The sequence below is a fragment of the Hungatella sp. SL.1.14 genome (assembly GCF_024460495.1).
Classification (GTDB): Bacteria; Bacillota; Clostridia; order Lachnospirales; family Lachnospiraceae; genus Hungatella; species Hungatella hathewayi.
Window position 1 is genome coordinate 1 of record NZ_JANFYJ010000053.1, and the last position, 14460, is coordinate 14460.

Consider the following 14460-nt stretch of genomic DNA (forward strand, 5'->3'; position numbering starts at 1 on the left):
TGAACCAGCGCTCCTGGAGGAGACCCCTCCTGATATGACATCACAGAATATCCTTACATCTATACCACAAAAAGAATAAGTCTATAGCCTGTTTTGCTTGGCTATAAACTTATTATACGAGGAGGGATGTGATATGGCGGCACACCTGCTTTCCAATATGGAAGAGACCGCGGCAGTCATCCTGTTTGGCGTGGGATTTACCATGCTTTTACTCCATAAAAATTTAATCAAGAAGATTATGGGAATGAACATCATGGACACGGCGGTCTACTTATTCCTGGCGGCAAAGGGCTACATTCAGGGAAGAGCCGTTCCTATCGAGATGAACGGGATTAAGGAGGCCTCGGCTTATATTAATCCAGTGCCCAGCGGCCTTGTGCTCACGGGAATCGTAGTATCTGTCAGCACGACGGCGTTAATGCTGGCGCTGACGATCCGCCTGTACGAGCGGTACGGCTCCCTGGATTTGGATGCGATTCTGATACAGGCGAAGGAGGAGGAAAAGACATGACCCTTGTTCAGAACTTCCCCTTCTTTTCCATTATTATCGCAATGTTTTCCGGTATCATATCGTGTACGCTCTCTGGAAAACGGGCCAGGAATGTAAGCCTGGCAGTGATTGTGGTCACGACAGCCATGTCGGCCGCCGTTTTTTGGTTCTGTATGAGGACGGGAGAGAGCTATACTTATATGATGGGCCATTTTCCGGCACCCTGGGGAAATGAGATCAGGGCCGGCGTTCTGGAAGGGCTGACTGCCGCCGTATTCGGTATCGTTATGCTGCTGTCGGTGCTGGGAGGCATGGATCATACTGCGGCGGATGTGGAAGGGACAAAGTTAAACCTGTTCTACGTGATGATTGACCTGATGCTCAGCTCGCTTCTGGCCCTCATCTATACGAATGACCTGTTTACCGCTTACGTGTTTGTAGAGATCAATACCATTGCAGGCTGCGGGCTGATCATGATTCGGCAGAAGGGCAGGAGCCTGTCGGCGGCAATCCGGTATATGATTATGAGCCAGCTGGGGTCCGGCCTGTTTTTGATCGGGCTCAGCATGCTTTACGATGTGACGGGACACCTGCTGATGAGCCCGGCTAAGGCGGCAGTGGCTGCCATTGAAGCTGCGGGCAGTTACGAGATCCCCATGCTGGTGATACTGGCGGTGATCAGTGTCGGACTGGCAATCAAGAGCGGTCTGTATCCGTTTCATTACTGGATTCCCGATACTTACGGCTATGCGACTCCGACAGCCAGCGCTGTTTTATCCGGGCTTGTGTCGAAAGGATATATTTTCCTGCTGATAAAGATTTTCTACCGCGTGCTTGGAAGAGAGAACGTGGTAGCCAGCCGGATTGTCAACGTGCTGTTTGTCTTCGGGCTGGCGGGGATGCTCATGGGATCCCTCCACGCGATTCTGGAAAAGGATACGAGGCGGATGATCGCCTATTCCTCCGTGGCTCAGATCGGTTATATCTATGTGGGAATCGGCCTTGGAACGGAAGCAGGGATGGTGGCTGCCGTGTTCCACATGTTTACCCATTCAGCGACAAAGGCGCTGCTGTTTATCAGTGCGGTGGGCCTCTATGAGGTGTCGGGTGATAAAAAGGACTACAAGAGCCTGCGGGGGGCGGGGTACCGGAATCCGCTGGCCGGAATCGGATTTTCCGTAGGCGCACTTTCCATGGTCGGGTTTCCCATGCTGGCCGGATTTATATCCAAGCTGCTGTTTGCCACGTCCGCACTCCAGAGCCCGAATAAAATGATCGTTACACTGATTGGCCTGGCGGTCAGTACGACGCTGAACGCCATCTATTTTCTGCGCCTCGTCATTACCCTGTACTCCAGAGAGGGGGACCGGGAGACCAGAGGAGCCAAAGAACGGTCCGCAGTCAGGAAAAGTTCCTGGAAACTCAGGCTGGCTGTTGTGTGCTTCATCTTTCTGAATCTGGTTCTGGGACTGAAATCGCAGCCGATTGTACAGGCGATCGCTGACGGACTTTTAATGTTTGAATAAGAGCTACCTGCAGAGTGCTCATAACAAGGAGAAGCTTATGTACCAAGAGATGGATGAAACTATAGTATTGCTGCTTCCGGTTCTCATTCCCATTGCGGCGGGAGTGCTGCTTCTGACGGTGAAGCGGCTCAGAAACAGCCGGAAGACGATGATCAGCCTGGTTATGGCGGCGCTGACAGCCGGCGCGCTGTGTGCGTTTGCGGCAGTGGCACGGGGAGGCGGGCTTACGCTCTGGAAACTGACGGATACCATTACCATTGAATTCCGGGTGGATGGGATCAGCAGGCTTTTTGCCGTGCTGACGGCGTCTGTCTGGCTTCTGGTAGGGATCTACTCCATGACCTATATGACCCATGAACGGGATGAACACCGGTTCTTCGGGTTTTATCTGATCGTTCTCGGAGTGCTGATCGGTCTGGATTTTTCCGCCAACCTGGTGACCATGTACGTCTTTTATGAACTGATGACGCTGACTTCGCTTCCCCTCGTTCTCCACGAACTCACGAAGGAGGCGGTGATGGCGGGGCTTAAGTACTTATTTTACTCTGTGGCGGGCGCGTTCCTTGCGTTATTCGGTATCCTCTTTCTGGCCAGCGTCTCCGGCACTCTGACGTTTACTCCGGGCGGTGTGCTGGAAGGCGTATCCCTTGCCGGAAAGGAAGGAATCCTGCTGGCCGCGGCATGCTGTATGCTGCTGGGCTTTGGAACGAAGGCCGGTATGTTTCCCATGCACGGCTGGCTGCCCACAGCCCATCCGGTCGCTCCGGCGCCGGCCAGCGCGGTTCTGTCAGGCCTGATCACGAAATCGGGCGTGCTGGCTGTAATCCGGGTCGTTTATTACGTGATTGGCCCGGAACTTCTGCGCGGAACCTGGGTGCAGACCATGTGGATTCTGCTGTCCCTGCTCACTGTGTTTATGGGCTCCATGCTGGCTTACAGGGAGCCGGTCTTAAAGAAACGTCTGGCGTATTCGACGGTCAGCCAGGTGTCCTACATCCTGTTCGGATTAAGTCTTCTGGAACCGATGGGCTTTGTGGGGGCCTTATCTCATGTGGTATTCCATTCCATGATCAAGAACGGGCTCTTTCTGGCGGCGGGCGCCATCATATTTAAAACCGGCTGGACCAGGGTGGAAGAGATGCGCGGACTTGGGCGGGTGATGCCGGTGATGCTGGGCGGCTACACGGTTCTGTCCCTGGCTCTGATTGGAATACCGCCCTGCAGCGGGTTTGTGAGCAAATGGTATCTGGCGTGCGGCGCCCTGGCCTCCCAAACGGGGGTGTGGACGATCGCAGGCCCGGCTGTCCTGCTGGTCAGTGCGCTTCTGACTGCCGGTTATCTGCTTCCTCTTACCATCCATGGTTTCTTTCCGGGGGAGGACTTCGATGAGAGCGGGTTAAAGGCCAGAGGGCTGATTGGGCAGGAACCTTCGCTCTGTATGATGGTGCCGATACTGATCTTTACGGCGGGTGCCCTGCTCTTTGGCTGTTTCCCGGGCCGGTTCCTGGCTATGCTGGAATCCATTGCAGCGACCGTACTTTGACGGAGGAATACGTATGAACGGAATTTTACTGGCAGTGCCGGCACTCCTTCCGATCGCGGCAGGAATGGCGATCCTCGCCTCCGGATATGGGGCGGAGGATGAAAGAACATACAGATGTCTGGAATTCGTTGTGGAAGGGCTGGTGCTTCTCAACAGCCTTCTGATTGCCGTGGTGATCGCCGGAAGAAGCGGTCTGGATCACGGACTGGTGCTTTTTAAACTCTACGGGAATCTGACGGTCCGGTTTAAGCTGGACCGCATGGGATCGGTCTTTGCAGGGCTTGTGGCGTTTCTGTGGCCTCTGGCAACGCTTTATTCATTTGAATATATGAGGCATGAGAAGAGAAGGGTCTCCTTTTTTGCCTATTACCTGATGACGTATGGGGTGACTGCAGGGATTGCATTCTCAGGCAACCTGGTCACCATGTATCTGTTTTATGAACTGCTGACTCTGGTGACCTTCCCGCTGGTGCTTCATCCGATGACAAAGGAGGCCATGCGGGCGAGCCGCAAATACCTCTATTACTCCATTGGAGGCGCGGCCTTCGCCTTCATCGGCCTGATTTTTGTGATCCAATACTCGGCCACGGGAACTACGGAGTTTGTTCCGGGCGGCGTCCTGTCCATGGCAGCGGCCGAAGGAAACCGGGGCATGCTGCTGTTTGTCTATATTCTTGCATTCTTCGGGTTCGGAGTAAAAGCAGCGGTATTTCCATGCCACGGCTGGCTTCCGAAGGCCACTGTGGCTCCCACGCCGGTGACGGCCCTCCTGCATGCGGTAGCTGTAGTCAAATCAGGCGCCTTCGCCATTCTGCGGTTTACCTATTTCAGCTATGGTACGGAGTTTCTGCGTGGAAGCGCGGCCCAGTGGGTGGTGATGGCGGCGGCCATGGTGACGATTATCTTCGGTTCCACCATGGCGGTGAAAGAGATTCACTGGAAACGCCGCCTGGCGTATTCCACGATCAGCAATCTGTCGTATATTCTTCTGGGCGCCTCTATGATGAGTCCGCTTGGTCTGGCGGCCGCCTTAAGCCACATGGTCTTTCACGCATTCATGAAGATCTGTTCCTTTTTCTGTGCGGGCGCGGTGATGCATCAGACCGGAAAGACGTATGTCTGTGAACTGGACGGTCTGGCGAAGAAGATGCCGCTGACGTTCGGCTGTCTGACGGTGGCCAGCCTTTCTCTCATGGGCATCCCGCTGTTTGCCGGATTTATCAGCAAATGGAACATTGCGGAGGCGGCCTTTGCCTGCGGCAGTCTCGCGCTGGCAGGCGGCAGCAGGATGGGGATTCTTCCGTATCTGGGTACGGCTGTGATTCTTTATTCGGCTCTTATGACAGGAATCTATATGCTTACGGTACTGGTGCGGGCGTATTTTCCCAAAGCGGATGCGGCTGCCGCGGTAAAAGAAGAGGCATATACCGATCCCAACTGGATGATGATGGTGCCGCTCCTGGTCTTTGCGGCCGCGGTGCTGGTGCTGGGCCTGCATTCCGGGCCGCTCATGGAATTACTTACAGCGATCGGAGGTGAGGCTGGATGAAGACCGTGTTTGATGTTGTGATCCCCGGAATCTGCGGACTGGGCCTTCATTTTAAGCTGGACGGCTTTCGTCTGATCTATTCCTGCATCGCCATACTGATGTGGGCGGTCAGCGGTGCATTTTCCCTGGAATACATGGCTCATTATGAGAAACGGCGGAGATACTATGTGTTTTTATGGATTACTTTTTTTGCCACAGCAGGAGTATTTCTGTCCGCGGATTTGTATACAACCTTTATTTTCTTTGAAATTATGTCCTTTACCTCCTACGTCTGGGTGGCGTTCGACGAAAAGAAGGAGAGCCTAAGGGCGGCGGAAACCTATCTGGCAGTGGCTGTGATCGGAGGCCTTGCCATGCTGATGGGTCTTTTCCTGCTCTATGATCTGACAGGAACGCTTAACATGGATCTTCTCGGACCGGCGGCGAGAGAGGCTCTGGAGGCCGGTGGCGGTTACCTTTCGCCTGCCATACAGCTCTATGCTGCGGGAGGACTGCTGCTATTTGGCTTTGGAGCCAAGGCAGGCTGCTTTCCCCTCCATATCTGGCTTCCCAAGGCCCATCCGGTGGCGCCTGCTCCGGCCAGTGCGCTCTTGTCCGGAATTCTGACGAAGGCAGGAGTATTCGGAATCATTGTGATTACCGGAGCGCTATTCTTTTCTGATGGAAACTGGGGGCTTCTCCTCACTGCACTGGGGCTTGTGACCATGTTTCTTGGGGCGCTTCTGGCGCTGCTGTCCGTGAATTTGAAAAGAACGCTGGCGTGCTCATCCATTTCCCAGATCGGTTTCATTCTTACGGGAATCGGCATGGCGGTTCTTCTTGCCTGTGTGGGAGAGGAAAATGGTCTCGCGGTGCGGGGCACATTACTTCATATGGTCAACCATTCGCTGTTCAAATTAGTGCTCTTTCTCTGTGCCGGGGCGGTATATATGAATCTGCATAAGCTGGATTTGAATGAGATTCGCGGCTTCGGCAGAAGGAAGCCTGCGCTGGGGTTCTGTTTCCTCATGGGAAGCCTGGGAATCGGCGGAATCCCGCTGTGGAGCGGTTATGTGAGTAAAACGCTTCTGCATGAGAGCATGGTGGAGTATGCGAAGGCTGTGGGAGAGGGGGCTGTGGTTTTGGGAAATCAGGGAATGCCGTCTGCCTTTGCCGGAATGCCCGGCATCATCACAGCGCTCCTGCTGAATCCGGGTGTCTGGAAGGCGGCGGAATGGGTGTTCCTTCTAACGGGGGGAATGACTGTGGCGTATATGCTGAAACTGTTTATCGCCCTCTTTGTGGAAAAGCATCCGGCCAATCAGGAGGCGTATGACGCGATGTCCGCATCCTATATGAAGCCTCTCAGCCGTTTTGTGCTGGTTGGCTGTTCGGCACTGATTCCGCTGCTGGGTATGACGCCGCATCTTACCATGGACCGGATCGCGGGAGCAGGTGAAGCGTTTTTCCGGGGAGACGGGCTGGCTCACTCCGTGGCTTATTTTTCTCCGGAAAATCTTAAGGGAGGAGCTATTTCCATCGGAATCGGCATTGTTTTCTATGTCGCCGTTGTACGCGGGCTTTTGATGAAACGGTCTGACGGAGGGGAAGCGGTTTACGCAGACCGCCTGCCTTCCTGGCTGGACCTGGAGAATCTGCTTTACCGGCCGCTTCTTCTGCGGATGTTACCCGGAATCTGCGGCTCGGTCTGCGGGTTTATCGACCGGTATCTGGTCTCCGCGGCGGTGACTGTGTTTCTGGCGGTGTCCTCCGTGGTCTGCCGGGCAATGGATTCACTCGTTGACGGACTGATTCTGCTTGCGAGAAAGACGACCCACCGCCAGCTTCCGGGAACCGGGAAAATAAGGGAAAATGACAGACTTGCCTGTGTGCTGGGAAGCATGGCGGATGAGGCGGCGGCATGGAAACGCAGATGGGGGAGAAAAGAAAAGGCGGACCGTACGTCTGCGATTCCGCGTTTTATAGAGGCCGAGGAAGAACTGAAGCGGACCGGAAAGCTGGTAGAGGAGAGCTTTTCCTTTGGCCTGATGCTGTTCTGTATCGGGCTCTGCCTGACATTAGGATATTTACTCGCTGTTTTTCTCATAGGATAAAAAAGAAAATTTGTGGTGGAGGCTTGACAGATGAACATACAGATATTTGGCAAAAAGAAGTGTTTCGATACGAAGAAGGCAGAACGGTATTTCAAAGAACGGAACATTCGCGTACAGATGATTGACATGGCCGAAAAAGGCATGAGCAAAGGAGAATTTACCAATGTGAAACAGGCGGTTGGAGGTGTGGAAGCCCTGATCGATGAAAACTGCAGGGACAAAGATCTGCTTGCTCTCTTAAAGTATCTGTCTCCGGAGGACCGGGAAGAGAAGATTCTCCTGAATCCCCAGGTCATAAAAACACCGGTCGTTCGAAACGGAAAAAAGGCGACCGTGGGATACCATCCGGAGATATGGAAAGACTGGGAATAGGAGAGGGGAAAAGAATGAGAAGATGGCTTTTGACCGCGGCTCTCGTGTGTGCGCTTGCATCAGGCGGCTGTGCCTCAAAATATACGGGACAGGAGAATGGAAAAGCAGAGGAACAGTCGAATCAGGCTTTTGCGGAACGCAGTCAAAATGAGACAGCCGCCGGGCAGACAGAAGCAGGCCTGCCGGAAAAAAACAGGCAGGAAGAATCTGCGGAGACTGCCGGTGAAACCGCGGATAAACAGAACGGGACGCCGCAGGACGCTCTGAAACTGCAGGAAACCGTATTACGGGGTATGGTATGGACGGCGTCTGAGAAACGGATGGTTTATAATACCGCCGACAATTCCTTTGCATGGTGGTGCCTCTACGGCATTGCAGCTGCCGGAGCAGAGGAGGGAGAAACGGAGATTTCCATCAAGACGGAGAAACTGAAGACGTATCTGTCCGTCCTTTTTGAAGGAAATACCTCTTTGCCTGCCATACCGGAATCCATGTCCGGATTTATAACGCCTGATGAAAAGAATGATACGGTGGTGTTTCGCCTGTCTGAAGCAATGGACGGGAGCTTTACTTTTTCGGAGCCGGAGCGCATTGATGAAACCCATGTAAAGATTGCGGGGGTGTGGGAAAACGGGAGACCAGAGATCACCTCCCCTCCGACTGTCCTGTTTTATCTGGTAAACAGGACGGGAGATGACTATCCCTACACAGTCCAATATGTGGAGACAGAGGGATACATCTGCAATGATATTCTGGAAGGAGACCGCGTTTTCGAGCCATAAGACCGGCAGTATCGGAAGAAAAGTATCTTCCGGAACAGAATTGCACACGTTTGCAAAAACAAAATTGAAAAAATATATAGGTTTTTCAAAGAAATCTGCATTGTTATTTCCGTTCAGACTGCTATAATATCCGTAGACAATTTTAGAAGGAGGACATGACAATGGCAATTTTAGTTACTGGCGGTGCCGGATATATCGGAAGCCATACCTGCGTAGAACTCTTAAAGGCGGGCTATGAGGTGGTCGTAGTGGATAATCTCTGTAATTCCTGCGAGGAATCCATGGAGCGTGTACAGGAGATTACGGGAAAGACGCTTGCTTTCTATGAGGCTGATCTGCTGGATAAGGCAGCTTTAAGCCGCATTTTTAAAGAACAGAAGATCGATGCGGTGATTCATTTTGCAGGCCTTAAGGCGGTGGGCGAATCTGTTTACAAACCGCTGGAATACTATCACAACAATATTACCGGTACACTTGTGCTCTGCGATGTCATGCGTGAACATGGTGTGAAAAGCATTGTATTCAGTTCCTCTGCGACTGTATACGGAGATCCGGCATTTGTTCCGATTACAGAAGAGTGCCCGAAGGGAGAAATTACCAATCCCTACGGCCGGACAAAGGGAATGCTGGAGCAGATCCTGACCGATTTACATACGGCTGATCCGGAGTGGAATGTGATGCTTCTGCGCTATTTTAATCCGATCGGAGCACATGAATCGGGCAGAATCGGTGAGAATCCCAAGGGAATCCCCAACAATCTGCTTCCGTATATTACCCAGGTTGCCGTCGGCAAGCTGGAATCCCTCGGAGTTTTCGGAAATGATTACGATACCCCGGACGGGACGTGTGTCAGAGATTATATTCACGTAGCAGATCTGGCGGATGGCCATGTCAAGGCGCTTAAGAAGCTGGAAGGTGAAAAAGGCGGCGTTTTGATTTATAACCTGGGAACTGGCTGCGGATACAGCGTTCTCGACGTCATTCATGCCTTTGAAGAGGCTAATGGCTTAAAGGTTCCATATGAGTTCAAGCCAAGGAGGGCCGGCGATGTGCCTCAGTGCTATGCAGATCCGGCGAAGGCCGAACGTGAACTGGGCTGGAAGGCGCAGCGTGATTTAAAGGATATGTGCCGTGATTCCTGGAACTGGCAGAAGAATAATCCGGAAGGGTATGCAAAGTAAGATAAAAGAACAGAGTGCCGCGGCGACGGTATGGACGGTTTTTTCAGCGCTGGAATGAAAGCGCTGAAAAGGCCGTCATTTTAAATCGAACATATGTTTGAAAAATAACTTGATAAGTTTTTCTGAATATGCTAAAATAAAGAAAAAGAACATGTGTTCGAGGTGGCTTATGCTGATTCAGGAAGATTTAAGTATACAGGAAAAACTGGAGATCCTGTCCGACGCGGCCAAATACGATGTGGCCTGTACCTCCAGCGGTGTTGACCGAAAGGGAAAGGCGGGAATGCTGGGCAATACGGTTGCAGCAGGGCTCTGTCACAGCTTTGCGGGAGACGGAAGATGCATTTCTCTTCTGAAAATTCTTTTTACCAACCAGTGTATTTATGACTGCAAGTACTGCATTAACCGTTGTTCCAACGACGTGGTGAGAACCTCATTTACACCGGATGAGGTCTGTACTCTTACCATGGAATTTTACAGACGTAATTACATTGAAGGGCTGTTTTTGAGCTCCGGAATCTTATACAGCGCAGATTATACGATGGATCTGATCTATCAGACGCTGAAGAGGCTGAGAGAGGTCTGCCGCTTTAACGGCTACATCCATGTAAAGGCCATTCCGGGTGCCGATCCGGTTTTGATCGAAAAGGTGGGATTCCTGGCGGATCGTATGAGCATTAACCTGGAACTGCCGACGGCGGATGGCTTAAAAAAGCTGGCCCCGGGAAAGAGCAGAAGCAAAATACTGGCTCCCATGAGGCAGATTCAGCGGGGCATTACTGCGAATAAGTATGAACTGATGGAATATAAAAGGACACCGTCTTTTGTGCCTGCCGGGCAGAGCACACAGATGATTGTGGGTGCGACGCCGGAAAATGATTATCAGATGATGATGGTGGCGGAGGCGCTGTATCAGAACTACGATTTGAAACGGGTATTTTATTCCGCATTCGTTCCTGTCAATCAGGACTCCAGCCTTCCGGCTCTTCCGGGCGGGCCGCCGCTTCTCCGGGAGCACCGGCTCTATCAGGCGGACTGGCTTCTGCGTTTTTATGGTTTTAAGGCATCGGAGCTCCTGACGGAGGACCGGCCGAATTTCAATGTATTTCTGGACCCTAAGTGCGACTGGGCACTCCGCCATCTGGAGCAGTTTCCGGTGGAGATCAACCGGGCCGATTACTATACGCTTCTGCGGGTTCCCGGAATGGGCGTGAAGTCCGTAAAAAGAATTATTGCAGCCAGAAAACAGGGGGTGCTGGATTTCGATGCCTTGAAGAAGATGGGGGTGGTGCTGAAGAGAGCCATGTATTTTATTACATGTTCAGGAAGGATGATGGCACCGATCCGGATGGATGAAGACTATATCACCAGCCATTTAGTTGGAGATGAACGGCGTGCGGTATGGGATATCAGCCATCAGGGAGCCTACCGTCAGCTGTCGCTGTTCGATGATATGAAGCTTAATCTTTCACCGGCTCCTGCGGACCGGTATTCAGTTGTGACGGGGAGTATGTGATATGACGGTTTATATATGTACAGACAGTTTTGAAGGAATTCTGACCGGCGTGTATGATGCGTGGATGAGCAGGAAAGGCCATTCCAGTGTAAGGCTGGAAACTGCAGGACAGAACCGCACGATGGAATTGTTTTGCGAATATATCGATGTCCTGCCCGACGATGAAAAAGTGGAAAAAGTAATCCGTTCCGTGCGCACCAGAATATCGGAAGCGGCGTATGAGGCCATCTACAAGGCATCCCTGAGCAAAAATGGAGATAAGGCGGATCATATCTACCGTTTCCTGATCAGAGGATTCCAGATGGGAGCTGGGGTGACGCAGAGTCTCCAGCTGCCTGAGGTGTTTCAGATTTTTGAGATATGCCGGAATCTCGATAACGAAGCACATTTAGAGACGGAGTTTCTGCGTTTTGTCCAGATGGATGAGGACATCCTGGTCAGCCGGATTGGGCCCAAGAATGATGTGCTGGTGTTAATCGCTCCTCATTTTGCTGACCGTATGCCGGCGGAGAATTGGATTATCTACGACGAGAACCGGAAAAAAGCCGTTCTTCACCAGGCCGGACAGCCATGGTTTCTCATGGAGCTGGACTCCAGGGAGTGGGAGGAAAGGCTTCACAAGGCCGCCGAAGAAGACGGATACCGGGAACTGTGGAAGGCGTTAAGGCGGAGCATTACCATAAAAGAGCGGTGGAATCCGGTGTGCCAGCGAAACCATATGCCGCTGCGGTACCGGGCTTATATGCCGGAATTTGACCATGGCTTAAAGGACCGGAGGTGACTGAAAGCCGAAAGATCAGGATAAAGCCTTTCGCGGCTGCAGTGTTTATGGTATACTTCACTTATAGCGTGACAGAATTATTTTGTAAATGTGACAGAGAGGAGTTGCTTGTATGATAAGACGGAGAGAGTTCAGAATTCCTTCCAGCGACGATAAATCAGAACTGCATACCGTTTTGTGGGAACCGGATGGAGAGGTGAAACAGCTTCTTTTGATTTCACACGGGATGACGGAACACATCCTTCGGTATGATGCCTTCGCCGCTTTCCTGGCAGAGCAGGGAATTGCGGTGATTGGACATGACCATCTCGGTCATGGCGGAACTGTTCAGGACGGACGGTACGGTTACTTCTCCGACCACGGCGGCCATATCTGCGTGATCAGGGATTTACACAGGACAGCCAGCCGCATCCGGGTCATGTATCCGGGGCGCCCGCTGTATATGCTGGGACACAGCATGGGATCCTTTTTCCTGAGAAGATATCTGACCCTGTACGGGAGCGGACTGGCAGGAGCGATTCTGATCGGTACGGGAGACCAGGCTCTGCCGATCGTGATTGCAGGAAAACTGATTGCGGGCACCATCGGGCTGATCCGGGGAAACGATTACCAGAGCAAATGGATGCACCAGCTGGTGTTGGGGAATTATAACCGCTCCTTTATGCCGGCCAGGACGGACAACGACTGGCTCTCCAGGAACTGTGAGTCTGTAGACCAGTACTGCAGTGACCCGCTCTGTAATTTTAAATTCACCGCCTCGGCATACTGTGATTTTTTCAATATTATGCTGGATTTGAAACTGCACCGCCAGGAAGACCGGATTCCGAGATCCCTGCCGCTCTTTATTCTGTCAGGAGCACAGGATCCGGTGGGCGAATTCGGAAGAGGCGTCAGACGGGTGTTCCGCAGGTATAAGAAGATCGGTATGACCGATGCAGAGATGATTCTTTACCCGGATGACCGCCATGAGATCCTGAATGAGACGGATAAAGAAAACGTCTGGCACGATATCTTAAGCTGGATTACATACCATGAGCTTTCATAGGGAGCAGCAGACTGGCAGGCGGTTGAAAAACTGCTTGCCAGACAAGTAAAAATCCTGTATGATAGATGCAGGTTCCACATCAGGAACATTCTACGAATCGATGCACTTCTGCATCATATTTCCAACTCAGAATGAAAAACAGGAAGGGAGAAAGTGTGTTCAGCAAAGTACACAGTATCGGTATTTTGGGAGTCGAAGGGTATCCCGTCGTGGTGGAGGCGGATGTGAGCGAAGGACTCCCCGGTTTTACCATGGTCGGTTATCTCTCTGGAGCAGTCAGAGAGGCGCAGGACAGAGTCCGCACTGCACTTAAGAATTCCGGTTTCCGGCTTCCGGCAAGAAAAATTACGGTCAATCTGTCTCCGGCAGATGTGAGGAAAGAAGGGACCGGATTTGACCTTCCCATTGCAGTCGCGGTTCTGGCGGCCACAGGGCTGGTGGATCAGTCGCTTCTGGGCACCAGTGTGCTGGTGGGAGAATTAGGACTGGATGGAAGAATCAAGCCGGTCTCCGGTGCCCTGCCGATTGCGGCGGCGGCAGGCAGCTCAGGAATGAAACGGTGTTTTCTCCCGATTCCCAATGTGAAGGAGGGGCAGATCATTGAGAACATCGACATCATTGGCGTAGAGAACATCAAAGAACTGGCGGCAGTGTTAAATGACCCGGACCGGCTGTCTCCGGCCCCAAGACGGGATAGTCACTGCCTTTCCGAAACAGAATCCTATGACGTGGATTTCTCAGAGGTGAATGGACAGTTCCTCCTGAAACGTGCCACAGAGATTGCGGTGGCCGGTATGCACAACATACTCTATATTGGATCGGCCGGCACAGGGAAAACTATGATGGCCAGACGCATTCCAACCATCATGCCGTCGCTGTCCCACGAGGAGAATATCGAGATATCGAAGATATACAGTATCTGCGGACTTCTTCCTCAGGAACAGCCGCTGCTGTCCAGACGGCCGTTTCGGAGTCCGCACCACACGATCAGTCCGCAGGCGTTAACTGGCGGAGGAAGAATTCCTAAACCCGGAGAGATTTCTCTGGCTTCCAGGGGCGTTCTGTTCCTGGATGAATTACCCGAGTTTCAGAAAAACAGTATAGAGGTTTTAAGGCAGCCGCTGGAGGAACGGAAAATTACGATCTCCAGACTGCACGGCGCCTGCGAATTCCCGGCGGATTTTATGCTCGTAGCCGCGATGAATCCGTGCAAATGCGGCTACTATCCCGACCGGAGCCGCTGTACCTGTACGGAGCCGCAGATCAGGCAGTATCTGAGCAGGATCTCAAAGCCATTGCTGGACAGGATCGATATCTGCGCAGAAGCGGTTCCGATGAAGTATGAGGAATTGAAGGGCAGAGGCGAGGGAGAGCCCTCCAGTGCCATACGGGAGCGGGTCGAGGCTGCAAGGATTATTCAGAGACAGCGGCTGAAAGACAGCGGAATCTATTTTAACTTTCTAGGAAACTTCGCAAATCGGCCAAGATAGTGTATAATGGACTTGAAATAAAAAATCACATAACAAAAGAGCGAATGTAGTGATTCGCCACGACGTTGATTATGTAGTTTTTTGTTTTTGGT

12 protein-coding genes are annotated in these 14460 nt (G+C 52.2%); all 12 read left to right on the forward strand.

What is annotated here, in order from left to right; translation table 11 throughout:
• Positions 1-133: 133 nt before the first annotated feature.
• The 12 genes from NE473_RS29335 (at position 134) to NE473_RS29390 (ending at position 14368) form a co-directional block, all read left to right on the forward strand.
• Positions 134-511, forward strand: a complete 378-nt coding sequence (locus NE473_RS29335; RefSeq protein ID WP_006776766.1) for a sodium:proton antiporter — start codon at positions 134-136, stop codon at positions 509-511.
• Positions 508-2016: a complex I subunit 5 family protein gene (locus NE473_RS29340; protein WP_055649491.1), complete on the forward strand. Its 1509-nt coding sequence runs from the start codon at positions 508-510 to the stop codon at positions 2014-2016. The genes NE473_RS29335 and NE473_RS29340 overlap by 4 nt, the downstream gene beginning before the upstream one ends.
• A 37-nt stretch (positions 2017-2053) precedes the next feature.
• A complete protein-coding gene (locus tag NE473_RS29345) occupies positions 2054-3559 on the forward strand; it encodes a complex I subunit 5 family protein (protein ID WP_022032098.1) in 1506 nt (501 codons plus the stop codon).
• A 13-nt stretch (positions 3560-3572) separates the two neighbouring features.
• Positions 3573-5108: a complex I subunit 5 family protein gene (locus NE473_RS29350; protein WP_055649490.1), complete on the forward strand. Its 1536-nt coding sequence runs from the start codon at positions 3573-3575 to the stop codon at positions 5106-5108.
• A complete protein-coding gene (locus tag NE473_RS29355) occupies positions 5105-7201 on the forward strand; it encodes a complex I subunit 5 family protein (protein ID WP_055649489.1) in 2097 nt (698 codons plus the stop codon). The genes NE473_RS29350 and NE473_RS29355 overlap by 4 nt, the downstream gene beginning before the upstream one ends.
• 30 nt (positions 7202-7231) lie before the next feature.
• Positions 7232-7573 (forward strand): arsenate reductase family protein, encoded by a 342-nt coding sequence (locus NE473_RS29360; protein WP_006774721.1) that lies wholly within the window; start codon positions 7232-7234, stop codon positions 7571-7573.
• A gap of 14 nt (positions 7574-7587) precedes the next feature.
• On the forward strand, positions 7588-8355 hold the full coding sequence (locus NE473_RS29365) for a hypothetical protein (RefSeq protein ID WP_242866084.1): 768 nt from the start codon (positions 7588-7590) through the stop codon (positions 8353-8355).
• A 161-nt stretch (positions 8356-8516) separates the two neighbouring features.
• Entirely contained in the window at positions 8517-9536 is a 1020-nt protein-coding gene (galE, locus tag NE473_RS29370) for a UDP-glucose 4-epimerase GalE (RefSeq protein ID WP_022032103.1), read from the forward strand.
• 169 nt (positions 9537-9705) lie between these two features.
• Complete coding sequence (locus tag NE473_RS29375) at positions 9706-11052, forward strand: putative DNA modification/repair radical SAM protein (RefSeq protein ID WP_055649487.1); 1347 nt, start codon at positions 9706-9708, stop codon at positions 11050-11052.
• A 1-nt stretch (position 11053) separates the two neighbouring features.
• Positions 11054-11833: a TIGR03915 family putative DNA repair protein gene (locus NE473_RS29380; RefSeq protein WP_022032105.1), complete on the forward strand. Its 780-nt coding sequence runs from the start codon at positions 11054-11056 to the stop codon at positions 11831-11833.
• A gap of 112 nt (positions 11834-11945) precedes the next feature.
• Positions 11946-12878 carry an alpha/beta fold hydrolase gene (locus tag NE473_RS29385; RefSeq protein WP_055649486.1) on the forward strand — a complete coding sequence of 311 codons (933 nt, stop codon included), beginning with the start codon at positions 11946-11948 and terminating at the stop codon, positions 12876-12878.
• Positions 12879-13033: 155 nt separating this feature from the next.
• Entirely contained in the window at positions 13034-14368 is a 1335-nt protein-coding gene (locus NE473_RS29390; RefSeq protein WP_256265511.1) for a YifB family Mg chelatase-like AAA ATPase, read from the forward strand.
• Positions 14369-14460: the final 92 nt, after the last annotated feature.

What these genes read in the sequence shown, in the direction of transcription:
- NE473_RS29335 (WP_006776766.1), top strand. Translation starts at nt 134, where the DNA reads ATGGCGGCACACCTGCTTTCCAATATGGAAGAGACCGCGGCAGTCATC.
- NE473_RS29340 (WP_055649491.1), top strand. Translation starts at nt 508, where the DNA reads ATGACCCTTGTTCAGAACTTCCCCTTCTTTTCCATTATTATCGCAATG.
- NE473_RS29345 (WP_022032098.1), top strand. Translation starts at nt 2,054, where the DNA reads ATGTACCAAGAGATGGATGAAACTATAGTATTGCTGCTTCCGGTTCTC.
- NE473_RS29350 (WP_055649490.1), top strand. Translation starts at nt 3,573, where the DNA reads ATGAACGGAATTTTACTGGCAGTGCCGGCACTCCTTCCGATCGCGGCA.
- NE473_RS29355 (WP_055649489.1), top strand. Translation starts at nt 5,105, where the DNA reads ATGAAGACCGTGTTTGATGTTGTGATCCCCGGAATCTGCGGACTGGGC.
- NE473_RS29360 (WP_006774721.1), top strand. Translation starts at nt 7,232, where the DNA reads ATGAACATACAGATATTTGGCAAAAAGAAGTGTTTCGATACGAAGAAG.
- NE473_RS29365 (WP_242866084.1), top strand. Translation starts at nt 7,588, where the DNA reads ATGAGAAGATGGCTTTTGACCGCGGCTCTCGTGTGTGCGCTTGCATCA.
- galE (WP_022032103.1), top strand. Translation starts at nt 8,517, where the DNA reads ATGGCAATTTTAGTTACTGGCGGTGCCGGATATATCGGAAGCCATACC.
- NE473_RS29375 (WP_055649487.1), top strand. Translation starts at nt 9,706, where the DNA reads ATGCTGATTCAGGAAGATTTAAGTATACAGGAAAAACTGGAGATCCTG.
- NE473_RS29380 (WP_022032105.1), top strand. Translation starts at nt 11,054, where the DNA reads ATGACGGTTTATATATGTACAGACAGTTTTGAAGGAATTCTGACCGGC.
- NE473_RS29385 (WP_055649486.1), top strand. Translation starts at nt 11,946, where the DNA reads ATGATAAGACGGAGAGAGTTCAGAATTCCTTCCAGCGACGATAAATCA.